Source organism: Corynebacterium sp. HMSC063A05 (assembly GCF_001809695.1).
Lineage (GTDB): Bacteria > Actinomycetota > Actinomycetes > Mycobacteriales > Mycobacteriaceae > Corynebacterium > Corynebacterium amycolatum.
In genome coordinates this window covers 34,284-56,660 of the sequence record NZ_KV798496.1, presented here as the reverse complement: position 1 = coordinate 56,660, position 22,377 = coordinate 34,284, and the positions used below count along the sequence as shown (strand labels likewise).

The following is a 22,377-nucleotide window of genomic DNA, read 5'->3' as shown; positions in this document are numbered from 1 at the left end:
GTGCAGGCTCCTGCAGCTCTGATTGCCGGCTGCACCTCAGATGCCGGTAAGTCGGTTCTGGTCGCCGGCATGTGTCGGTTGCTCGCGCGACGCGGAGTGCGCGTCGCGCCCTTCAAGGCGCAAAACATGTCCAACAATTGCGCTGTCACGCTCGACGGCGGCGAGATTGGGCGCGCGCAGGCTCTGCAGGCGTTGGCCTGTGGGCTGGAGCCGGATGTCTCCTTTAACCCGGTGCTTCTCAAGCCGGGCTCGGACCACACCAGTCAGGTGGTGGTGAAGGGCAAGGCTGATGGGCATGCGAGCGCCCTGACGTACCGGTCGCGGAGAAAAGCGCTGCGCGGAGTAGTTGCGGAGACATTGGAAGAGCTGCGGGGGCAGTTCGATGTCGTCCTGTGTGAAGGCGCTGGTAGTCCTGCCGAGGTCAATCTGCGGGAGTCAGACATTGCCAACATGGGGTTGGCAGAGCTCGCTGATTTGCCGGTTGTGGTCGCCGGTGACATTGACCGCGGTGGGGTGCTTGCACATTTCGTCGGCACGCATGCAATTTTGAGCCCCGAAGACCGCGCGCGAATTACCGGTTTTATTGTCAACAAGTTCCGGGGCGATGTTTCGCTGTTGACGCCGGGATTGGACGTAGTGCGTGAGTACACCGGTGTGCCCGTACTCGGCGTGGTGCCGTTTATTCCGGGGCTGTGGATCGATGCGGAGGATTCGCTCGGCACAGTCGCTGGTGCGTCGGTAGGGCCGGCGAACGCACCGCTGGGCACGGAAACGTTGTCCGTGGCCGCCATTCGCTTGCCGCGCGTGTCCAACGCCACCGATATCGAGGCGCTTGCCTGTGAACCAGGGGTACACGTGCAGTGGACGGTCGATCCGTCGGTCGTTGCTCGCGCCGACCTGGTCGTGTTGCCCGGGACGAAGTCGACGGTCGCCGATCTCAAGTGGTTGCGCGAGCGTGGGCTTGACGACGTACTGGAGAACCGAGCCGCCCGGGGGCTACCGCTGATTGGCATCTGCGGTGGGTTCCAAATGCTCTGCACCACCATCACTGACTCGGTGGAGTCGGCAGCCGGGACCGTGAACGGGCTTGGCGTGTTCGATACCGACATTGAATTCGCGGGGACGAAGACACTGGTGAGTCACCCGGATGGCTCGTACGAAGTGCACAATGGACAGGTTGTGCGAAGCAGTGAACATCCTTTTATCACTGAGCCTGAAGAAGAAGGGGCGCGGCGTGGCATGGTGATGGGTACGCACCGCCACGGCTACCTGGAAAATGATCAGGCGCGCCGTGAGTTGCTGATGGAAGTGGCAGTTGCCGTCGGTCGGGACGGCTTCGAGGTCAGCTCTACTACTTCGTTTGCCGCAGAACGGCTGTGGCAGGTCGACATGTTGGCCGATGCAGTCGAGGAGTACCTGGCTGGGCCGGCATTGGCCCAGGCCACAGGTATTGAGCAGCTGGGCTAGTTATCGAACTCCAGGCCCAGAATCGCGTTTTCAATCAGCTCGGGCAGCGCTGGGTGAATCCAGTGCTGGCCTGTGACAACTTCGCGCACATCCATCTCGAAGCTCATCATCTGGATGCACTGCTGCACTAGAGTGGCAGCCTGCTCGCCGATGAAGTGCGCACCCAGCAGGCGGCCGGTGGCGCGGTCCGCAATCAGTTTGGCAAAGCCGTCGCGATCCTCCAGTGCCCAGCCGTAGGCAACGTCGCCGTAATTCTGTACCTTCACGGTAATGTCCGTGCCATTTTCCGCAGCCCAGGCGCAAGCTTCGTCCTCGGTCATACCGACCTGACCGATCTGCGGATGTGAGAAGACTGCCGACGGAATGTAGCGGTGGTCAAATTCACGCAGGTCGGACGGGTTCAGCACGTTGTGGAAGACCACCTTGGCCTCATGGTTGGCGATATGCTTCAGCTGGTACGGGCTAGAGACATCGCCCAGCGCCCACACACCTTCGGCTGAGGTGCGACCGTACTGGTCAACCTTGATGCGACCATCGTCGTGCATCTCCACACCACCGGCTGCAAGATCCATACGGTCACCGTTGGGGATGCGTCCGGTTGCCACTAGCAGGGCATCGGCTGCGAGCTCCGTGCCGTCGTCAAGCGTGGCCGTGACGATCTCGCCCTCCTGGGAGAGTTCAGTGATGGAGGTGTTCATACGGATGTCAATGTCGCGGGCGGCAACCTCGTGGAAACGCTCGGAGATAGCGGCATCGGAGCCACGCAGCATGACATCGGAGCGCACCAGCATGTGCACCTTCGTACCGAAGGATGCGAAGACGTGCGCGAACTCGCTAGCGATGTAGCCACCGCCGACGACAATCATTTCGCGCGGAAGCTTGTCGACGCGCATGATGTTCTCGTTGGTGTAGTAATCCACCCCGGACTGTGTGATGAGGCTCGGGACATGCGGGCGGGATCCTGCAGCGATGATGATGTTGTCGGCTGTGATGTCGACAATTTCCTCGCCGATGCCAGTGCGAATAGTGCGGGGGCCGACGAACGTTGCGTGGCGGTCGTAGACATCGATATTGGGAGTCTCGTCCCCGCGGCGGTATGCCTCGCCGCCGTCGGCAATCTGGTCGACTCGCTGGGCGAAAACGCGATCCTGGATTTGCTTGAGATCAACGGAGCTGAAGGTGCCGTGCACGCCCAGGCGGCTGGCCTCGCGGATGTTGCGGGCGGCATCAGCGGCCAGAACGAACATCTTGGTGGGAATGCACCCAACGTTGAGGCAAGTACCGCCGAAACGTCCTTCCTCCACCAGAGCGATACGGACATTGTCGTAGTCCGGGGCTGGAATGGAATTGCCGGACCCTGTTCCGATAATGATGACGTCGTAGTGGCGTGGGGTAGTCTCAGGCGAATTCTCAGTGGTCACAAGCACTCCTAGCATTCTGGTCAAACTAGTTTGGTTCAACCGTACTGAATGCTGATTTATTCCGAGCTCCTATTTTGAGCTGCCTCCCGGCTTGACCGTGGCGAGGAACTGGAAGGTCTCATCAAAAGCGCGATCTAGTGCTTCGGGTTCCGAGAGATACACGTCATGGAGCGCACCCGGAATCGCGACGTTGCGAGCCTGCGGGCCCAGGTGGGCAGTGGCATCGGCAATTTGTTCAGTGTTGAGAACAGAGTCAACGCGACTGAGCTCCGGGATGTAGTCGGAACCGAGAAGGTAGTTGTCCGAGTGGAGGACGAGCGTCGGCACGCCGGTGTCGATACCGCGGCTAACACGTTGCTGGCCGACGATGATGGCATTGAGCCAACGCCAGTTCTTGTCATGGCCAGCCAGCGGCTTGAAAGTGCGGTTGTACTCCCAGCGTCCCTGGTGGTCGGCGCTAATGGATTTGCCATAGCCGCCCGCAGACTGCACCGGAATAAGATTGTTGGGGCGAATCCGCGACATAACGCGAGCCACTAGCGAGTACACGGGAGCCTTTGCCCGGGAAACGTGCAGAGTCAGCCACGGTGAGTTCAAGACGGCAGCCGTGACGGAAATATTGAGTGCTTGCGAGCAATGGCCGCCTGTGCTTCGTAGCCAATCGAGCCAGAGAACGGCAATGAGACCGCCGGTGGAGTGCGCATTAACAGTGACAGTTGTATGACCAGCGTGGTCTAACACCGCGAGTGCGCCGTTGAGATCCTCGAAGTAATTCGTTAAATCGCTGCAGCCATGCCAAGTCTGCCCCGGTTGGTGAGCGCGCCCGCACTTGCGCAGGTCAATGGCGTAAAATGCGTACCCTTCGGAGTGGTAACGCTCTGCCACGTGCCTTTGGAAGAAGTAGTCCGACATCCCGTGGATCCAAAGAACTGCCGGACGCGCTTGGAAGTCGCTTGCCGACGAGTCGGGGCAGTAGCGCACCAAAACCGCGCGTATCGACCCCTCGCCGTCGGGGTCCTGGCCGAGTTCGATGACATGTTGGCTGTAGCCCTCGCCTAGGTTATCGGGGTTAAAGGCGGGGGTAGTGAAATCGGGAATATCGGTAGTCACAGGGTCAAGCCTAGCGCCGATTACCGGGGGTAGTGGGAATGTGTGCCACAATAGATTATGGACTGAGACGGTAGCTCTCTTTTGCGTCTTTAGTTGTGTGTGCGCGCATGTGAGCGAGCGCTAGTTTGAATCACTAATCAAGTTAGTAAGGATGTTGACAGCAAAATGGCTGATAACAAGCTTCCTGCTTCCAGTGGCGACGAGGTAGATGTCGTCCTCATCGGTGCAGGTGTAATGAGTGCGACGCTGGGTGTGCTGCTCAAGGAGCTCGAGCCATCCTGGTCACAGGTTCTGTTCGAGCGTCTCGATCAGCCCGCCAAGGAGTCTTCCTCCCCGTGGAACAACGCTGGTACCGGCCACTCTGCTCTGTGCGAGCTGAACTACACGCCGGAGAAGAACGGCAAGGTCGATGTCACCAAGGCTAAGACCATTAATGAGCAGTTCCAGGTTTCCCGCCAGCTGTGGACCTCGCTGATTGAAAACGGCACCCTGACTGACCCGAAGGAGTTCATCAACCCGGTTGACCACACCACCTTCGCTCAGGGACCGGAGCAGATGGCGTTCATGCGTCGTCGCTACGAGGCACTTGAGAAGGAGCCGTTGTTCCACCGTCAGGAGCTCATTGAGGATCCGGACCGTTTCGCTGAGTACCTTCCGCTGATGTCGGAGGGGCGTGACTTCTCCAAGCCGGTTTCCGCTATTCGTAACCCGAATGGTACGGACGTTAACTTCGGTGCACTGACCAAGCAGTACCTGGCCGCACTGTCCGATATGGGTACTGAGATTCGCTACGGACACGAGGTCACCGGTCTGAAGCGCGACGGTTCCAAGTGGATTGTCACCGTGAAGAACCTGCACACCAAGGACGTTCGCACCCTGGTTGCCAACTTCGTCTTCGTCGGTGCCGGCGGTGACGCGCTGCCGCTGCTGCAGAAGGCTCGTATTAACGAGATTCGTGGTTTCGGTGGCTTCCCAGTCTCCGGCCAGTGGCTGCGCTGCACCAACGAGGAAGTTATTGCCCAGCATGACGCCAAGGTCTACGGTAAGGCTTCCGTCGGCACGCCGCCGATGTCGGTTCCGCACCTGGACACCCGTGTTATCGACGGCAAGCGTGGCCTGCTCTTTGGTCCGTACGCCGGTTGGAACATGAAGTTCCTGAAGAACGGTAACAACCTGGACCTGATTAAGTCTCTGCGTCCGGCCAACCTGCCGTCCATGATGGGTGTTGGTGTCCAGGAGATGGGGCTGACCAAGTACCTGATTACTGAGGTTCTGAAGGACTTCGACGCACGTATCGAGTCCCTGCGTGAGTACGTCCCGAACGCTCGCCCAGAGGACTGGGAGCTGATTGTCGCTGGTCAGCGAGTTCAGGTCATTAAGCCGATGAAGGCTCCGGTCTTCGGTACCCTCGAGTTCGGTACCGCGGTCATCAACTCGTGGGACGGCACCATTGCCGGCCTGATGGGTGCCTCCCCGGGTGCGTCCATCGCCCCGGCCGTGATGATCAGCCTGATTGAGCGCTGCTTCGGTCGCCACATGGGCAAGTGGGCTCCGAAGCTAAAGGAGCTCGTCCCGTCCTACGGCACGCACCTGGCTGATGACCCGGCTCTGTTCAAGGAGGTCTGGGAGGCTTCCCAGAAGACCCTGAAGTTGGAGCGCTAAGCACTCCGCTGAAGAGCTTCAAAGAGTTCAATTAAGCCAACATTTTCTACCCCGCTGTGAGCCATCCGCTCGCAGTGGGGTAGAACTGTGTTTATGGAAAAAATCACGTCAGCTACCACTGCACAAACAGAGCCCACTTTTCCTTTTACTGCGATTGTCGGGCAGCAGCGACTACAGCTTGCGTTGATTCTGACCGCTCTATCCCCGGAGATAGGTGGCGTGGTAATCCGCGGTGAGAAGGGCACAGCCAAGACCACTACGGTCCGCGCGTTGGCACCATTTCTCAGCGGATCGTTGGTGAACCTGCCACTCGGCGCTACGGAAGATCGAGTCGTGGGCTCCATCGATGTGGAGACCGTCCTGACGACCGGACACGCGCAGTTCAATCCGGGCCTACTCAGCGCTGCTGACGGTGGCATTCTCTATGTCGACGAGATTAATCTGCTGCCGGATCACCTCGTTGACTCAGTGCTCGATGCCGCAGCCACCGGTCGCGTGGTTGTTGAACGCGACGGCATCTCGCACTCCGCCACCTCCAGGTTCGTGTTGGTCGGCACGATGAACCCGGAAGAGGGCGAATTGCGTCCCCAACTTCTCGACCGCTTTGGTCTCGCCATCGACGTCACCGCCTCCAAGGATCCGGCCGTCCGCGCGGAGATCGTCGCCCGTCGACTCGACTTTGACGCCAATCCGGAGAGCTTTGTCACGCGGTTCGCCACCGACGACGAGGCACTACACGCTCGCATCGATCGCGCACGCACACTGCTTGACGACGTCGAATTGACTCCCAGCATTCTCGGTCAAATTGCCACCGTGTGCGCTGCTTTTGATGTGGACGGGATGCGAGCCGACATCGTCATTGCACGTACCGCCCGCGCTCACGCTGCATGGCGAGTAGCTGGGGACGAGTCAGCGCAGCCACAACCGGGCAATCCAATTGAGATCACTGCGGAAGACATTAAGGTAGCTGCAGAAATGGCACTGCCGCACCGTCGTCGCCGTGACCCCTTTGATGAACCAGGATTGGACCAGGAGCAGCTCGATGATGCTCTGCAGGATGCAGAGGAGCAGTTCCGAGATGACCAGAATCAGTCAGAGTCGGATCCGGAATCGTATCCAGAGCCCGAGGCTGATCAGGTCTCCCAGTTCGACTCCAACTCCGAACCTCAGGAGCCACAACAGTCGAATTCCGCGGGATCGAAGGGAGGTCGCGCCGCTGAAGGCGCCCCCTTTCGCCGTTCGTAAAATCAGTGTCGACGGCGTCGGCCAAGGAGATTCCGGCCGTCGCTCCAAGGCCATTGGTCCCCGGGGCAGCACCATTGGCGCCGAACGTGGCGGTCATGGTCTCCACGTTCCGGCGACAGTGCTGGCCGCGGCCAATCGTGGTGCCCGCATGGGCAACTCCATGATCCCTCTGAAACCGGAAGACGTTCACGGCGCCATCCGACAGGGAACTGAGTCCAATCTGGTCGTCTTCGTTGTGGACACCTCGGGTTCTATGGCCGCGCGCGACCGTCTGGCAGCCGTCACCGGCGCCGTCACTTCGCTGCTGCGTGATGCCTACCAGAGCCGCGACAAAGTCGCTGTCATTACTTTCCGCGGGAACAGTGCCGAATTGGTTTTACCACCGACCAAGTCTATTGACACCGCAGTACGTCGCCTCGCAGATGTCCGCACTGGGGGCCGAACCCCATTGGCCGAAGGATTGCTGAAGGCACACGAAGTGGTGGTGCGGGAAGCGCACCGGGAGCCCACGCGCCGCGCAATTATGGTGTTGCTCTCCGATGGCCGAGCAACAGGTAAAAATGGGCTGCAGCAGGCGAGGGCCGTGGCCGCAAAGATCCGTCGTCAAGCGTTGGCGGCGACGGTGGTTATCGACTGTGAGCGCGCTCGCGTGCGGCTGGGGTTGGCACAGGAAATGAGTGTGGAGTTGGGTGCCACCTGCATAAACCTCTCAGAACTCAATGCCGAAGCCGTGGCGGGTGTGGTCCATGCCTATCATCGAGACCATGGCACAAGGAAAGCTTGACCCCAAATCAATTCCCAATGATGGACTGACCACCAGGCAGCGTCGCATGATTCCGATTACCGCCGTGCATACGGGCCCAGGTAAAGGCAAGTCCACCGCGGCATTCGGGATGGCGATGCGCGCGTGGAATCAGGGGATGAATATTGGTGTCTTCCAGTTTGTGAAATCGGCAAAGTGGAAGGTTGGCGAGGAAGCTGTCATGCGTCGGCTCGGCGAGCTGCACGACGACACGGGGGAGGGCGGCCCGGTCGAATGGCACAAGATGGGCGAAGGCTGGTCCTGGTCGCGTAAGCAGGGCACCGAGGAGGATCATGCCGCAGCTGCTGCCGAGGGATGGCAGGAGATCAAGCGGCGCCTGGAAAATGAGGTGCACGATTTCTACGTCCTCGACGAGTTCACCTACCCAATCAAGTGGGGTTGGATTGATGTCGACGATGTGGTGGAGACATTGAGGAATCGTCCCGGCCGCCAGCATGTGGTGATGACTGGCCGCGATGCGGATTCGAAGCTGGTGGAGGTCGCGGATCTGCTGACGGAGATGACCAAGATTAAGCATCCGATGGATGTCGGGCGTAAGGGACAAAAGGGCATCGAGTGGTAGCGCCTGGAATTGTCGTTGCGGCGACGGCCTCGGGCACGGGCAAGACCACAATTTCCACTGGTCTTATGCGTGCACTGTCGCGCCGCCACGCGGTGGCACCATTCAAAGTCGGGCCGGATTATATTGACCCCGGCTATCACGGGGTAGCGGCTGGTCGCCCCGGCCGAAATCTGGATTCCTTCATGTGCTCGCCTGAGATGATTGGGCCGCTCTACGCACACGGAGCTGCCGACAGCGATATTGCGGTGGTCGAAGGTGTTATGGGGCTGTTCGACGGCCGCATTGGTGACGACCCGCTATCGGTGGAGGGGTCGACGGCCGAGATTGCCTCGCTGCTGGGACTGCCGGTGGTGTTGGTTATTGATGCCCGGCATATGTCGCAGTCGGCGGCGGCTGTTGTTCACGGTTTCTCCACGCTTCGCACTGACGTCCGTGTCAGTGGCGTGATTATTAATCAGGTGGGCAGCCCGCGGCATGCGGACATCATTACCCGTTCTGTGGAGGCCATGGGTGTCGAGGTGCTCGGCGCGATTCCGCGAGTGACTGATATTGAGGTTCCCAGCAGGCATTTGGGGCTGGTCACTGCAGTCGAGCAGGGTGAGCAGCTAGAAGCGGTCATTGAATCGATGGCCAACTTGGTGGAGACGTACATCGACATCGACCGGATTGTCCAGCTTGCCCGGCAGCCCTATCCAGCTGAGCCATGGGACCCCGCACAGTTCGTTGCACCGCTGGCTACTCAGCGCCGCGTGCGCGTGGCGGTCGCGGCGGGTCCTGCGTTCTCGTTTACCTATGCAGAGCACCGTGAGCTATTGCGGGCTGCTGGAGCCGAGGTCGTGGATTTTGACCCATTGGTTGACGAACTGCCGGAAGCCGAAGGCTACATCGTGCCCGGTGGATTCCCGGAAGAGCATGCCGACGCGCTATCTATTCGTGATGACATTCGCCGCGATTTACGTCAGGCTGCCGACGATGGTGCGCTGATTCACGGCGAATGCGCGGGGCTGCTCTGGCTGCTTGAAGATCTCGGTTGGCGCCGTATGTGCGGCATCATCCCGGGGCGAGCGCACATGGCACGGTTGAAGTTGGGGTACCGCGAGGCTGTGGCTCTGACTGATTCTGCATTGTACCCGGTAGGTACCCGCGTACGCGGTCACGAGTTCCACAAGACAGCGCTCACTGATGACACCGCAAATGTCGCTGCTGCGGCCGGGTGGCAACCCGCCTGGGGTTGGCGTGGATATCAAGGCGAGACAGTTCGCGACGGCTTCGTTTCCGAGTCTGGGCGGATTCATGCCGGTTACCTGCATGCTCATCCGGCGGGTGCGCCGGGCAACGTCAGTCGCTTTGTTGCTTCGTGCGCCGGGTAAAGTATTAGCTATGAGTTTGCTTCTCAAAGACTACGGTGTGTTGGTGATTGGCGGTTCCACGGCTGCAGAGCGCGTGATTCCTCGGTTGTTGGACTCTGGCGCTGACGTCACTGTGTGTGAGGGTGGGGAAGTAACAACTGCGATTGAGGCCTGGGCTGCAGACGGCCGTATTACTTTGACCCGCACTGGTTTTACCGAGGCGATGAGCTGGGGCAAGGCTCTCATGGTCTGCTGTGACGAGTCGTTGCTGCGTGAGGTGACACTCGAGGGACACCGCCGAGGTATTCTCGTCGACGATGAAACCGGGACATCCAGCCCGCTTACTCCTGCGGCGCTGACCGGCCGTCGCGCGTCGCGCGCAGGTGACCTGGCAGGTCAGGTCGCACTCGTAGGCGGTGGCCCGGGCGATCCTGGTCTGATTACCGTTGAGGGGCGTCGCCTGCTCCGGCTTGCCGACGTCGTCGTCGCAGACCACCTCGGTCCACTGTCGCTGCTCGGTGACTTGGAGCCGGATGTCGAGATCATTGATGCCGGCAAGCTTCCTTACGGTCGCGCCATGGCTCAGGAGCGCATCAATGAACTGCTAGTTCATCGTGCCCGCGAGGGCTACTTTGTGGTCCGGCTCAAAGGTGGCGATCCGTACATCTTCGGCCGCGGTTTTGAAGAGCTTCACGAGCTGCAGAAGGCAGGGGTACCGGTTCGAGTTGTGCCGGGTATCACCTCGGCACTGGCGGTACCGGGGACGATTGGCATCCCAGTTACCATGCGTGGCGTCAACCACGAATTCACTGTCGTGTCCGGTCACGTCCCACCGGGGCACAAGACTTCGCTAGTCAATTGGGATGCGCTTGGCCGCATGCACGGCACTATTGCCATCATTATGGGAGTTAAGAACGGGCCGAAGATTGCCGAGGCTCTGATGAAGGCCGGCCGTAGCCCGAAGACTCCGGCTGCAGTCATCCAGGACGGCACGCTGCCGAATCAGCGATCCCTACGCTGCACGCTCGGCGAGCTTGGCGAGAAAATGGTCGAAGAAGGAATCAAGCCGCCCGCAGTTATCGTCATCGGTGAAGTCGCCGGTCTGGATGAGGGCGATGAGTAAGAGCAACAAGTCGAGCAACAACAAGTCGAAGAAGCGTGAGCCAGAGCAGCAAAAGGCAGGGCTTGTTACCCGACTGCTTGCCGACGACCAGCTGCGTAGCGCCATCTGGATGGGCGCTGCGACCTTCCTCGTGTTCTACCTCGGAGCCATGATCATCTTCCGCCTCCTTCTCCTCGGCGGAGAAGGCTCGCGATACGACAGCATTTTCATCGCCGTCATTGCGCTCATTGCTGCCATTGTGGCAGGCCGGAAGCGCTACAACGACGACATTTAGTTTTCCGGGACGCGGAAGATGAGGGCGCCGTCGTCAAGCGAGACGTTGTATCCTGCGGCGCGCGCGATGTCGACGGCCTCTGCGGGGGCGGTCGGTGCTGTGTCGGAAAGGGCGATGGCACGGGCAAATAGGCCCTTGTAGTGCTTGTTGAAGTGGCTGACGATTTTGCCCTCGGCGGTGAGCACGGTCATCGTTGTCGCGGTCTTGACTTTGCCCAAATTGGCGTAGGTGCCGGAACGAAGGTCGATGAGGAAGTCGACATCATTGAGAGCCTCGGTGATGGCGGTGCCCCAGCGGCGCTTCATCGTGGGAGCTGCGTCGGCAGGCTGATCCGCGAAGGGGAGCTTGACCGTGCCAGAGAGACGGTAGCGGGGGATGAGGTCGTCCCCGCCAATGACGCCGAAGAGCGCTGACCCGATGGCGAGTCGAGCACGGCCGGTTTCCGGCAGGTCGCTGGGGGAGAGTGCGTCGTAGAGAACCCCCGTATAGCGCTCGAGAGCCGGCATGGTCGGCGACTCTAGGAGTGCAGCATTAGCTGTGACTTCGTCAGCGAGACGTGGCCCCAGTTTCAGTGTTTCCATCGCGGCTTCCCTGTTCGCACTTAACGCCACGAGATCGGCTGCAATGCGCTCGCGGATGGAGTTGAGAGAGCCGAAGCTCAGCGAGGAAAAGTCCACTGCGGGATGGCTGCCACCAGTGGCTTTGGTTTCAGATGGGGGTAGGACTACGAGCATGGGCACCATAGTAATGCCCCGCATGTTGCGAAGAATGATCGACGGGTAAAATCAGCATTCATGATTACGCGAATGTCCCAGCTGTTCCTACGCACACTGCGCGAGGATCCTGCTGACGCCGAGGTCCCTAGCCACAAGCTGCTCGTCCGTGCCGGCTACATCCGGCGAACTGCCCCTGGTGTGTACTCCTGGCTGCCCCTGGGCTTGAAGGTTCTGCGCAACGTAGAGAAGGTTGTGCGCGAGGAGATGGAAGGCATTGGCGCACAGGAGCTGGCATTCCCTGCACTGCTCCCACGTGAACCGTACGAGGCGACGAATCGGTGGACCGAATATGGCCCCGAGCTGTTCCGTCTGAAGGATCGCAAGGGCGCGGACTACCTGCTGGGGCCGACGCACGAAGAGATGTTCGCGCTGGCTGTCAAGGATCTTTTCAGCTCCTACAAGGATTTCCCGACAACGCTGTTCCAGATTCAGACCAAGTACCGCGACGAGGCCCGCCCGCGCGCGGGTATTCTGCGTGGCCGCGAGTTCGTGATGAAGGACTCCTACTCCTTCGACATGGACGACGAGGGGCTGGCGAATTCTTATCAGCTGCACCGCGGTGCGTACCAGCGAATTTTTGACCGGCTGGGCATTAAGTACGAAATCTGCCACGCCACCTCCGGCGCTATGGGCGGTTCGGCCTCCGAGGAGTTCCTGGCTGTTAGCGAAAATGGCGAAGACTCCTTCGTAGTCTCCACCGACGGTGAGTACGCCGCCAACGTTGAAGCCGTGAGAATCCCGGCAGTCGAACCGCAGCCGATTGAGGGGCAGCCGGAGGCGAAGGTTTACGAGTCTCCGAACTGCACCACCATTGCAGCGCTTGTTGATTGGGCCAATGGCGCGGACCTCGGATGCGAGGTCACCGCTGCCGATACTTTGAAGTGCGTTCTCGTCGCCGTCGACCCGAAGAAGGTCGATAAGGAGGGCAACGCCCTGCCAGAACAGCTCACCGCAATCCTGGTTCCCGGTGACCGTGAGGTCGATGAAAAGCGTCTCGAAGTCGCATTTGAACCGGGTGAGGTGCGCTTGCTGGAGGACAAGGACTTCGCAGCCAATGACTTCCTGATTAAGGGCTACGTCGGCCCGCAGGGGCTCGCTGATCACGGCGTGAAGGTCCTGGCTGACCCACGCGTAGCGGAGGGCACGAATTGGATTGTGGGCGCCAACGAGGAGGGTAAGCACATCGTCGGTGTGGTCGCCGGTCGCGACTTCCAGATCGACGGCATTTGCGATGTCGCCGAGGTTCGCGACGGCGATCCGGCACCGGAGGGACACGGCACGCTGAAGATTGAGCGAGGCATTGAGATTGGCCACATCTTCCAGTTGGGCCGCAAGTACACCAACGCCTTTGAAATTGACATCCTCGATGTCAACGGTAAGCGTGCTCGTCCGACGATGGGGTCCTACGGCATTGGTGTGTCCCGTCTGGTCGCTGTCCTCGCAGAACAGCAGTTGGATGAAAAGGGCCTCAAGTGGCCAGTTGCCGCAGCACCGTACAAGGTTCACATCGCTGTGGCCGGTAAGAACGCCGAAGCAGCTGAGGCCGCTGAACGTCTGGCGGAAGACCTCAGTCAGCAGGGCATTGAGGTGCTTTTCGACGACCGTCCGAAGGTCAGCCCCGGTGTGAAGTTCAAGGACGCTGAGTTGCTGGGTACGCCGTTTGTGGTCATCTTTGGCCGTGGCTACGCGGACGGCAAGGTGGAGCTGCGTAACCGCCTGACCAACGAGACCGACGAGGTCGCCGCTGACGGCATTGCAGATCACGTCGCAGAGTTGGTTCGCAAGGCTTAGAGCCCGGGCAATGGCTCCAAGTTGTTGCCACCTAGCGCTGCCACTCCGGCGGCAGCCACGCCAGCTGCCTGCAGTGCGAACATACGTATCCGAGGGTTATTGGCAGCGAGCAATACGTCTTCCCACGCCTGGGCGCAATAGCGCTCCAACGCAATCATGTAATCGACGGGTGCCGTATCCGGTGAAGGAGCATCTTCCGGCATATAGCCAGGTGCGCTCTTCGGCACCTCAACGTCGGAATCCTCCAAAATTAGCCGGGCACGATCGCGCAAAATACGGTGGCGCTCGCCACGAGCCAAAAGAGCAGTAGTGGTATCGCCTCCGACACGTGGTGCGGCGACGCCAACACCGTAAATCATCATGTATTCGGCTTGCAGTGCCTTAGTCATCTGTTCTCCGGCACCCGAGATTTCATCCCTGTCACTGGGAATCAATGGGACAATCTCCTCCCACTTAGCGCCCGCAGCACGCAGAGCGAGGACTATACCGCCATCGACAGCCGTGGCAAGGCGCGCAGTGTGCTCCTCCCGCAATGCAGTGCGTGAATCCAGAGCCTTCGTCAGTACTGGACTATTTCGCGAGTCCGTGAGCAGTAACTTCGCATCGACACCGGCAGCCAGGGATCCTGGGACTGCGACGTCCGAGCCGCATTCATCGACAGGTTTACCGTCCTTGCGGGTACCGCAGGCGCGTGTGATTTCCTTATCCAGTTCGGTGACCTGCGCGGAGCGCACAGCTGCGAGGTCAGGATCGGCGTCGGTAAGCGAATGTGCATCGCGCGCCGCCAGTGCGTGGAGAACCTCAATGGCGTAATCCGGGCGTGGTGCCACCAGATGCGAGCACGCGGAGAGCGCGGGAAGTGATCCCACGGCGAGGGCAGCAGCGAGGAAGCCACGGCGCGAGAGAGTGCGAGTGCGACGCGATGCGGAAGCAGAACTGGGGGCGGGAGGTTCAACAATCACCTCACTATGGTGCCACGGCGGGCGGCACTTTGTATCAATGCGGTGCGTGGCAAGTGCCCAGGTGCGCAATTCCTAGCACTTGACCTGTAGACTCTACGACTATGGCGATACCCGCACCCGAGAAAATTGAACAGTTTGTGAGCCCGGCGCTCGCACAAATCGGCCTGGCTGTGGAAGATGTCAAGGTCGTTCGCGCCGGCGCAAAGTCACAGGTCATTGTGTTGGTTGACGCAGATGAGCGTCCTGACCTCGATGTTCTGGAACAGGCCACGCATGAAGTATCTTCCGCTCTGGATGCCGCGGAGGCACGTGGCGAAGCCGACTTCGGCGCTCAGGGCTACACCTTGGAAGTTTCCACTCCTGGTATTGACGCACCGCTGACGCAGCCACGACACTGGCGCCGTAACCGTGGTCGCATTGCGGAAATTTCGCTTGCCGACGGTTCCGCGATTGCAGCCCGCATTGGTGCGCTGTCGCCGGATGAAGAATCCATCATTCTCGTTACCTCTAAAGGGCCAAAGGGGCGGTTGAAGGCTGTTGGTCAGCGTGTCCAATTAACCAATGTGGCCCGTGCAGTGGTACAAGTTGAATTCTCTAATCCGCCCGCAGCCGAGAAAGATTTTGCGGGACTAGACTATGACGATGCCTTGACCAGGCTGGAGGATAACAAGTGAAGATTGAATTAGCTGCCCTGCGAACCTTGGAAAGGGAAAAGGGTATTCCTGTCGACGAAATGCTGGGACTGGTCGCCCGGGCATTGCGTGAAAGTTACCGTAATACCACCGCACCGGCACAGTATGCGCGCGTCGAAATCGACCGTGAGACCGGTGACGTCATAGTCTTTGCTCAGGAGCGAGACGACGAGGGCAATCTCATCTCCGAATGGGACGATACTCCGGAGGACTTTGAGCGTACCGCTGCATTCGCTGTTCGTCAGACCATCCTTTCGCGTCTGCGGGATGCGGAAAGCGACAAGGTTCTCGACGAATACGCAGACCTGTCTAACCAGGTCATTTCCGGCGTGGTCCAGCGCGATGTCTATGCCAATGAAAAGGGCATTGTCGTCGTCCACATCGGTTCGGAGGCCAATGGTCGCGACGGTATTCTGATGCCGGCTGAGCAGCTGCCAGGTGAGGAACTCAAGCACGGTGACCGCATCAAGTGCTACGTCGTCGGTGTGAACAAGACACCGCGGGGTGTTGCGATTCACCTGTCACGCACGCACCCGGAGCTCATTCGTAAGCTCTTCGAACTTGAAGTTCCGGAAGTTGCCGATGGGGCAGTGGAATTGATTTCGATTGCACGCGAGGCTGGTCACCGCACCAAGGTTGCTGTACGTCCCACGGTCAAGGGGCTCAACGCTAAGGGCGCCTGCATTGGGCCGCGCGGTCAGCGTGTGAGCTCGATTATGAATGAGCTCAAGGGCGAGAAGATTGACATCATCGACTACGACGAGGATCCGGCGAAGTTCGTTGGTAACTCGCTGGCGCCATCCAAGGTCGTTAGTGTCAAGATTTTAGACATGGATGAGCGCCGTGCACATGTTGTGGTGCCCGACTACCAGCTCTCGCTTGCTATCGGCAAGGAGGGACAGAATGCCCGTCTGGCGGCTCGTCTGACCGGCTGGCGAATCGATATCCACTCCGACGCGGAGTAGACGCAACGTCAGCGTCCCAGCGGTTGCGAAAGTGGCGGGAAAGTGCCTAGGGGGTTGGCACTTTTCCGCCTTTTCGGGTTATGCTGGGAAGTGGCCAAACGACAAGGCGTGATTTTTCTATGCGAATTTTCGCGCTGAATTTCTTAGCAGGAAGGTGGGTGCGTCAGGAGTATGACGGCTTCGCGGGTGACAAACCCGAATTCGACAACTCATACACCTGCACCCACACGTACCTGTATTGCAACTAAGCAGCGTCGCAATTGCTCGGAGCTGCTGCGCATTGTCGCTACCACCCGTTCAGATGGCTCAGTAGCCGTCGTTGCTGATCCGCGTCGTCGGATGCAGGGACGAGGTGCCTGGATTACCCCAACACTAAAAGCTTGGGAGATCGCCGACAAGCGCCGTGCATTTGGCCGCGCACTGAAGGTATCTACGCAGGTAGATGCGTTTCCGGTTAAACAGTTTATCGCCACGCACTACGAAGCGGCGGAGGTTTTCGCCCCCGCTGGCGATGTGCGTGTCGCTAAGCAGGGAGGCAGGAAAAATGACAACAGAAAGACCTGAACACTGATGAGCACACGATGAAGCATCAGCGATGAACGGCAATAGATAAGAGGGAGCCCTGCAGGCGCTCTCGGTGCGTGGACGAATCCGCCATCGGGCGCTGCTCGGCCCCCACTAGTGAGGAGAGCAGTGTCCGGAAAGCTACGTGTCCATGAGCTCGCTAAGCAGCTCGGGGTCACCAGCAAGGAACTACTCGCCGAGCTGAAGGCTCAGGGCGAGTTTGTTAAGACCGCTTCTTCGACGGTGGAACCACCCGTCGTCAGGAAGATGAAGAAGGTCTACGAAGAGAAGAATGCTGGTGCAGGTGCTGACGCGTCTGCACAGACCCCAGCTACGAAGGCTGCAGCTAAGCCTGCTGCTAAGTCGGGTGCCAAGCCAGCAGCTAAGCCAGGCGCTAAGCCGGCTGCACCAGCGGCGGCAAAGCCAGGTGCCAAGCCAGCAGCACCGTCCCGTTCGCCGAAGCCGGGACAGGAAATGCCACGCCCGCCGAAGCCTGCTGGCCCGAAGCCGGGGCCGAAGCCAGGCGCACGCGCACCGCGTGTGGCGAACAACCCATTCTCGACCGGCGGATCTTCCCGTCCGGCACCGCGGCCGTCCAACATGCCGCGTCCGCAGGGCGGTCCTGGCCGTCCGGGGCCGAAGCCGGGTGGACGCCAGGGTGGTCCTCGCCCGCAGGGCGGAAACGGCCGTCCGGGGCCGAAGCCAGGAGCACGTCAGGGTGGCCCGCGTCCACAAGGTGGACAGGGCCGCGGTAATAAGCCGGGCGGCAATCGCCCGACTCCGGCGATGATGCCTTCGCACCCGAACCCGGGACAGATGCCTGCAAAGGCAAGCCGCGGTGGCGGCGGCGGCTTCGGCGGCCGTGGTCGCGGCCCGGGTGGTCCGGGTGGTGGACCGCGCGGTGGTCGCGGCGGACGTCGCGGTGGAACTGCAGGTGCATTCGGGCGGCCAGGAGGCGCCCCGCGTCGCGGACGCAAGTCGAAGCGTCAGAAGCGCAACGAGTACGAGGCGATGCAGGCACCATCCGTGGTGGGTGGCGTCAAGCTGCCTAACGGTAAGGGCAAGACCATTCGCCTCGCACGCGGCGCATCGTTGTCTGACTTCGCTGAGAAGATCAATGCCGATGCCGCAGCACTGGTTCAGGCATTGTTCAACCTCGGTGAAATGGTTACGGCAACTGCATCGGTATCCGACGAGACCCTGCAGCTGCTCGGCGACGAGATGGACTACAAGGTCCAGGTTGTTTCGCCAGAGGATGAGGACCGCGAACTGCTTGAATCCTTCGACCTCCAATTCGGTGAGGATGAAGGCGACGATGAGGACCTGGAACAACGCCCGCCAGTGGTAACTGTGATGGGTCACGTCGACCACGGTAAGACGCGCCTGTTGGACACGATTCGTAAGGCCAACGTTGGTGGCCACGAGTCCGGTGGTATTACCCAGCACATCGGTGCCTACCAGGTGCCGGTGGAGCTCGACGGCGAGAAGCGCAAGGTTACCTTCTTGGATACCCCTGGTCACGAGGCGTTTACCGCCATGCGTGCTCGTGGTGCCAAGTCGACCGATATCGCGATTCTGGTTGTTGCAGCTGATGACGGCGTCATGCCGCAGACGGTTGAGGCTATTAACCACGCCAAGGCCGCTGATGTGCCGATTGTCGTTGCAGTCAACAAGATTGATAAGGAAACTGCAGATCCGCAGAAGATTCGTGGTCAGCTGACTGAATACGGTCTCACTGACGAAGAGTGGGGCGGCGACACTATGTTCGTCGATATTTCCGCTAAGCAGGGCCTCAACATCGATCAGCTTCTCGAAGCAGTGCTGTTGACTGCCGACGCTTCGTTGGATTTGCGCGCCAACCCGGATATGGACGCTCAGGGTGTCGCCATCGAGGCTCACCTTGACCGCGGCCGTGGTCCGGTGGCAACCGTTATCGTTCAGCGCGGTACGTTGCGCGTCGGTGACTCCATCGTTGTCGGTGACGCATATGGTCGTGTTCGCCGCATGGTCGATGAGTACGGCAACGACGTCGATGAGGCCGGTCCCTCCCGTCCGGTTCAGGTGCTCGGCCTGACCTCCGTGCCGGGTGCTGGTGACAACCTCCTGGTTGTTGACGAGGATCGTACGGCCCGCCAGATTGCAGACCGCCGCGACGCACGTCGTCGTAATGCACTGCAGGCACGTCGTCGCAAGCGCGTCTCCCTGGAGAACCTGGACGAGATCCTGAAGGAGACCAACACCCTCAACCTGATCCTGAAGGGCGACAACGCCGGTACCGTCGAGGCACTGGAAGAAGCCTTGCTCAAGATTGAGGTCGACGACGAGGTCGCACTGAACATCATCGACCGTGGTGTCGGTGCTGTTACTCAGACCAACGTCACGCTGGCTGCTGCGTCTGACGCCGTCATCATCGGCTTCAACGTTCGCTCCGAGGGCAAGGCCACCGAGGTTGCCAACGCTGAGGGCGTTGACATCCGCTACTACACGGTGATTTACCGTGCTATCGAGGATGTCGAGGCTGCTCTGAAGGGCATGCTCAAGCCGGTCTACGAGGAGAAGGAGATTGGTCGTGCAGAGATTCGCGCCATCTTCAAGTCCTCCGCAGTTGGCCTCATCGCCGGCTGTATGGTCGAGTCCGGCAAGGTCCGCCGCAACGCGAAGGCTCGCCTGGTTCGTGACGGCAACGTCATTACGGATTCGGCGACTATCGAGTCGCTGAAGCGAGAGAAGGACGATGCTACCGAGGTGGCAGCCGGTTACGAGTGCGGTATGGTGCTGTCTTACCCGGACATCCAGGTGGACGACGTTATCGAGGTCTACGAGATGGTCGAGGTTCCGCGCACGTAGCAACGTAGGCTAAACACTGCGTGAACTTTGATAAGGCGCTCCCTTCGGGGAGCGCCTTTTTGCGTATGGTGCTCGTTATGGGCTTAAAAACTAATCTCTTTGCGCTCTCGGATGAGCTGCCGCGAACGAATATTTTGAGTTATCCTCCTGCGAGCGCAGAGGAGACTCTTGCGCAATTGGACAAGATTTGGCCAGGGAAGTTCGCCTTTGATTCCGAAGTAACCATTGAGGATGGTCATAATTGGTACTTCCACGCGGTAGCGTTTGGGCCAACGCTGCTTTTCGGGACCGACGACGTATACGACCTAATTGAGGACGCAGCGTTGGCGAATGATCCGCGTGCAAGTTGGTCACTATGCATCAATAGTGTTGTCGATTCGTGCCACTATACGACTCCCACCAGAGAATTAGGGGCAAGCTGCGAAGACTATGATTTTGACATGCAGCGGTTTTTCAGCTCGGGAAGATTGTTGGATTTCGAGGTACCGTTCGCTAACGGTGAACACGTCGAGGTACTACATCCGACGGATGTGGCTGAATGGGAACAAACCCATGGCAGCGTAGCGCCCAAGGATAAAAACGGTGAGGTAAGTTATCTTTTTCATCCGCTGGAGCTAGGTAATGCTGCGGTTAAATGGATTTTCGGTATCGAGGGAGAAACACCATTGCAGGACAGCGTGATGGATTCACTGCCTGACTGTTCTCATGTTAATGGGTTACCGATGTACAACTTCGTGGAGCGCCGTTAAGAGCATACGGGTAGGCCGTTAGCTGTAGGCAAAGATTCTGAGCTGCTCCCTGGCGTGACTTTTCCGACCGTTGAATTGGTGTGGGGCAGCGGGCTTTGCTTTTGAGGAGACCACGTTTCAGCTGCGCAATTCCGTGGTAGCGACCCCAAGCCGTCGATGACATCGATGATGGCGGCAGTGTTGTCGTGATGATTAATAGGCTATTAACAAAGGGCGAGCGTGCGGCGAAGCAAGTGGCTGCACCCGGTAGACGGGCTTAGGCGAAGTCGCGAAAAATGCGGTTCGAAGTTGAGTAGTGTTTTGCGTGTTAGTATTAGCAGTCCTTTGTATTGAACCGTTTTTGCCGGATCCCAAATGGGTCTTTGTCAGCGAAGGGGCACTTCAGGCCTCACGCTATATGGGGTCTAGCTACGAATGGTTGCGCACAGATATAGATAGATAGGGAGTAGCCGAAAATGGCAGATCCAGCACGCGCGCGCAGGCTGTCCAAGCGTATTCAGGAGATTGTCGCCAGCGCAATCGAGCGTGAGATTAAGGACCGGCGTCTGGAGTTTGTGACTATCACCGACTGCCGCGTCACCGGCGATTTGCACGACGCCACAGTCTTTTACACTGTGCGCGGACGTACACTCGACGAGGAACCGGACTACGAGTCGGCAGCAGCAGCGCTGGAAAAGGCAAAGGGGCAGCTGCGTTCCCTAGTCGGTCGTGGCACCGGTGTGCGCTACACACCGACGCTGGCTTTTGAGGTTGACACGGTGCCGGAGATCTCCGCGCACCTTGAGGAGCTGCTTGATAAGACTCGCGCGCGCGACGCGGAATTGGCTGAGCAGGCCAGAAACGCAAAGCCCGCAGGCGATGCCAACCCATACCGCGGCGAGGAGTAAAACTCTCCACCGGCCACATCTATCGATGAAAGGGGCACCCACGTGACCACTTCTCCGCAGGCTCAGGAGCAGGCAGCTCACCAGCTTTCCCAGGCGATTAATCGCCGCATGTCCAAGCCGATTCAGCAGATGCAGGATATGCTTGCCGACGCTAAGAAAGTCGGCGTCATTGCCCATGTTCACCCTGATGCGGATGCGATTGGTGCCGCATCTGCGATGGTCATGGCACTTGTACAGCGTGGCATTTCGGCTGTCGCCAGCTACGGTGAGAGCGATTTGCCTGCCAAGTCGCTGCTGACCATCCCCGGATGGGAACGCTTCGTCGAGTACACGGACCTGGATGAAGACATTGACACGTGGGTGACTGTCGACTGCGCAAGCCCGGGGCGTCTCGGTGCGCTCGAAGATCGCGTGATGGCCTCCGATCGCGTTATCAATGTTGACCATCACGCGACCAACACTCGCTTTGGGTCCGTCAACATGATTGATGAACTCGCAGAGTCCTCGACCATGGTGCTCCTGGACTTCTTTGGGGTCTGGGGTATCAAGCTGACCACGCCGATGGCTCATGCTCTCTACGCCGGGCTGTTGACGGATACCGCGTCGTTCCAGTTCGGCCGTTCTCGCATGCACACTGCAGCGGCGCGCCTGCTGGATAAGGGGCTCGATCCGCGCACGATTGGTGCACAGCTGCTGGAAGAGCATCCGTTTGCCTACCTGCCGTTCCTGGGCACGGTGCTTTCCACCGCGACATTGGTGCCCGAGTGGGGCGACGGCGCAGGCCTAATCCACGTCGTCATTGAGTACGACCAGACCGCCGAAGTTGGCCACGATGAGATTGAATCCGTCGTGGACATTGTGCGTACGACCAATGCGGCCGATGTCTGTGCGGTACTTAAGGAGTATGAGCCAGGCCAGTGGGCGGTCTCGCTGCGTTCTCGCGAGCTTGTCGATGTCTCCCAGGTCGCCCTGGAAATTGGCGGCGGTGGCCACGAGCGCGCAGCCGGCCTGACTCGCGAGTGCAGCAAGGATGAGCTGTTGCAAGCCATCCTGGACACCAGCGATGTCGCAGCCCAGGCACGCCGAGGCACAAGCGAGGCCTAGGGGA

General features: G+C 59.6%; 20 protein-coding genes. 16 read left to right on the top strand and 4 right to left on the bottom strand.

Annotated elements, in window-relative coordinates; genetic code table 11:
- A complete protein-coding gene (locus HMPREF2651_RS02005) occupies positions 1–1,467 on the top strand; it encodes a cobyric acid synthase (protein ID WP_049181462.1) in 1,467 nt (488 codons plus the stop codon).
- On the opposite strand, the gene mtr is transcribed toward HMPREF2651_RS02005, so the two are convergent.
- Both mtr and HMPREF2651_RS01995 read right to left on the bottom strand, forming a co-directional pair.
- Positions 1,464–2,903, bottom strand: a complete 1,440-nt coding sequence (gene mtr, locus HMPREF2651_RS02000) for a mycothione reductase (protein WP_049181461.1) — start codon at positions 2,901–2,903, stop codon at positions 1,464–1,466. The two genes, HMPREF2651_RS02005 and mtr, sit on opposite strands and share 4 nt — an antisense overlap.
- Positions 2,904–2,957: 54 nt before the next feature.
- Positions 2,958–3,998, bottom strand: coding sequence for an alpha/beta hydrolase (locus HMPREF2651_RS01995; RefSeq protein ID WP_038628690.1), 1,041 nt, complete (start codon positions 3,996–3,998; stop codon positions 2,958–2,960).
- 165 nt (positions 3,999–4,163) lie between these two features.
- Between HMPREF2651_RS01995 and mqo the strand changes: the two genes are divergently transcribed.
- From mqo to HMPREF2651_RS01960, 7 genes are all read left to right on the top strand, one after another.
- Entirely contained in the window at positions 4,164–5,660 is a 1,497-nt protein-coding gene (mqo, locus tag HMPREF2651_RS01990; RefSeq protein ID WP_049181460.1) for a malate dehydrogenase (quinone), read from the top strand.
- A gap of 93 nt (positions 5,661–5,753) precedes the next feature.
- On the top strand, positions 5,754–6,905 hold the full coding sequence (locus tag HMPREF2651_RS01985) for a magnesium chelatase ATPase subunit I (RefSeq protein WP_049181457.1): 1,152 nt from the start codon (positions 5,754–5,756) through the stop codon (positions 6,903–6,905).
- A gap of 148 nt (positions 6,906–7,053) precedes the next feature.
- Positions 7,054–7,689 (top strand): vWA domain-containing protein, encoded by a 636-nt coding sequence (locus HMPREF2651_RS01980; RefSeq protein ID WP_239663068.1) that lies wholly within the window; start codon positions 7,054–7,056, stop codon positions 7,687–7,689.
- Complete coding sequence (cobO, locus tag HMPREF2651_RS01975; protein WP_070585978.1) at positions 7,670–8,290, top strand: cob(I)yrinic acid a,c-diamide adenosyltransferase; 621 nt, start codon at positions 7,670–7,672, stop codon at positions 8,288–8,290. The genes HMPREF2651_RS01980 and cobO overlap by 20 nt, the downstream gene beginning before the upstream one ends.
- Positions 8,284–9,660 carry a cobyrinic acid a,c-diamide synthase CobB gene (locus HMPREF2651_RS01970; RefSeq protein ID WP_070585959.1) on the top strand — a complete coding sequence of 459 codons (1,377 nt, stop codon included), beginning with the start codon at positions 8,284–8,286 and terminating at the stop codon, positions 9,658–9,660. The genes cobO and HMPREF2651_RS01970 overlap by 7 nt, the downstream gene beginning before the upstream one ends.
- Positions 9,661–9,670: 10 nt before the next feature.
- Complete coding sequence (gene cobA, locus HMPREF2651_RS01965; protein ID WP_049181454.1) at positions 9,671–10,762, top strand: uroporphyrinogen-III C-methyltransferase; 1,092 nt, start codon at positions 9,671–9,673, stop codon at positions 10,760–10,762.
- Positions 10,755–11,036: a hypothetical protein gene (locus HMPREF2651_RS01960; RefSeq protein ID WP_224786668.1), complete on the top strand. Its 282-nt coding sequence runs from the start codon at positions 10,755–10,757 to the stop codon at positions 11,034–11,036. The genes cobA and HMPREF2651_RS01960 overlap by 8 nt, the downstream gene beginning before the upstream one ends.
- Here HMPREF2651_RS01960 and HMPREF2651_RS01955 read toward each other — a convergent pair.
- Positions 11,033–11,770, bottom strand: a complete 738-nt coding sequence (locus HMPREF2651_RS01955; RefSeq protein ID WP_070585977.1) for a YaaA family protein — start codon at positions 11,768–11,770, stop codon at positions 11,033–11,035. The genes HMPREF2651_RS01960 and HMPREF2651_RS01955 overlap by 4 nt on opposite strands.
- A 60-nt stretch (positions 11,771–11,830) precedes the next feature.
- Here HMPREF2651_RS01955 and HMPREF2651_RS01950 point away from each other — a divergent pair, with 60 nt between their 5' ends.
- Positions 11,831–13,603, top strand: a complete 1,773-nt coding sequence (locus HMPREF2651_RS01950; RefSeq protein WP_049181452.1) for a proline--tRNA ligase — start codon at positions 11,831–11,833, stop codon at positions 13,601–13,603.
- Here the strand turns inward: HMPREF2651_RS01950 and HMPREF2651_RS01945 are convergent.
- A complete protein-coding gene (locus HMPREF2651_RS01945; RefSeq protein WP_049181505.1) occupies positions 13,600–14,565 on the bottom strand; it encodes a DUF4439 domain-containing protein in 966 nt (321 codons plus the stop codon). The two genes, HMPREF2651_RS01950 and HMPREF2651_RS01945, sit on opposite strands and share 4 nt — an antisense overlap.
- Before the next feature lie 101 nt (positions 14,566–14,666).
- On the opposite strand from HMPREF2651_RS01945, the gene rimP reads away from it, so the two are divergent.
- The 7 genes from rimP (at position 14,667) to HMPREF2651_RS01910 (ending at position 22,373) form a co-directional block, all read left to right on the top strand.
- Entirely contained in the window at positions 14,667–15,239 is a 573-nt protein-coding gene (gene rimP, locus HMPREF2651_RS01940) for a ribosome maturation factor RimP (protein ID WP_038628707.1), read from the top strand.
- Complete coding sequence (nusA, locus tag HMPREF2651_RS01935; RefSeq protein WP_049181451.1) at positions 15,236–16,222, top strand: transcription termination factor NusA; 987 nt, start codon at positions 15,236–15,238, stop codon at positions 16,220–16,222. Before rimP ends, nusA begins: the two co-directional genes overlap by 4 nt.
- 171 nt (positions 16,223–16,393) lie before the next feature.
- Entirely contained in the window at positions 16,394–16,786 is a 393-nt protein-coding gene (locus HMPREF2651_RS01930) for a YlxR family protein (protein WP_038628710.1), read from the top strand.
- 129 nt (positions 16,787–16,915) lie between these two features.
- Complete coding sequence (gene infB, locus HMPREF2651_RS01925; RefSeq protein ID WP_070560375.1) at positions 16,916–19,633, top strand: translation initiation factor IF-2; 2,718 nt, start codon at positions 16,916–16,918, stop codon at positions 19,631–19,633.
- A 20-nt stretch (positions 19,634–19,653) separates the two neighbouring features.
- On the top strand, positions 19,654–20,382 hold the full coding sequence (locus HMPREF2651_RS01920) for a hypothetical protein (RefSeq protein WP_049181202.1): 729 nt from the start codon (positions 19,654–19,656) through the stop codon (positions 20,380–20,382).
- Positions 20,383–20,837: 455 nt separating this feature from the next.
- Positions 20,838–21,269, top strand: coding sequence for a 30S ribosome-binding factor RbfA (rbfA, locus tag HMPREF2651_RS01915; protein WP_049181203.1), 432 nt, complete (start codon positions 20,838–20,840; stop codon positions 21,267–21,269).
- Positions 21,270–21,311: 42 nt separating this feature from the next.
- The gene (locus HMPREF2651_RS01910; RefSeq protein WP_038628714.1) at positions 21,312–22,373 is read left to right on the top strand and encodes a DHH family phosphoesterase; all 1,062 of its coding nucleotides are present in this window, start codon (positions 21,312–21,314) and stop codon (positions 22,371–22,373) included.
- Positions 22,374–22,377: the final 4 nt, after the last annotated feature.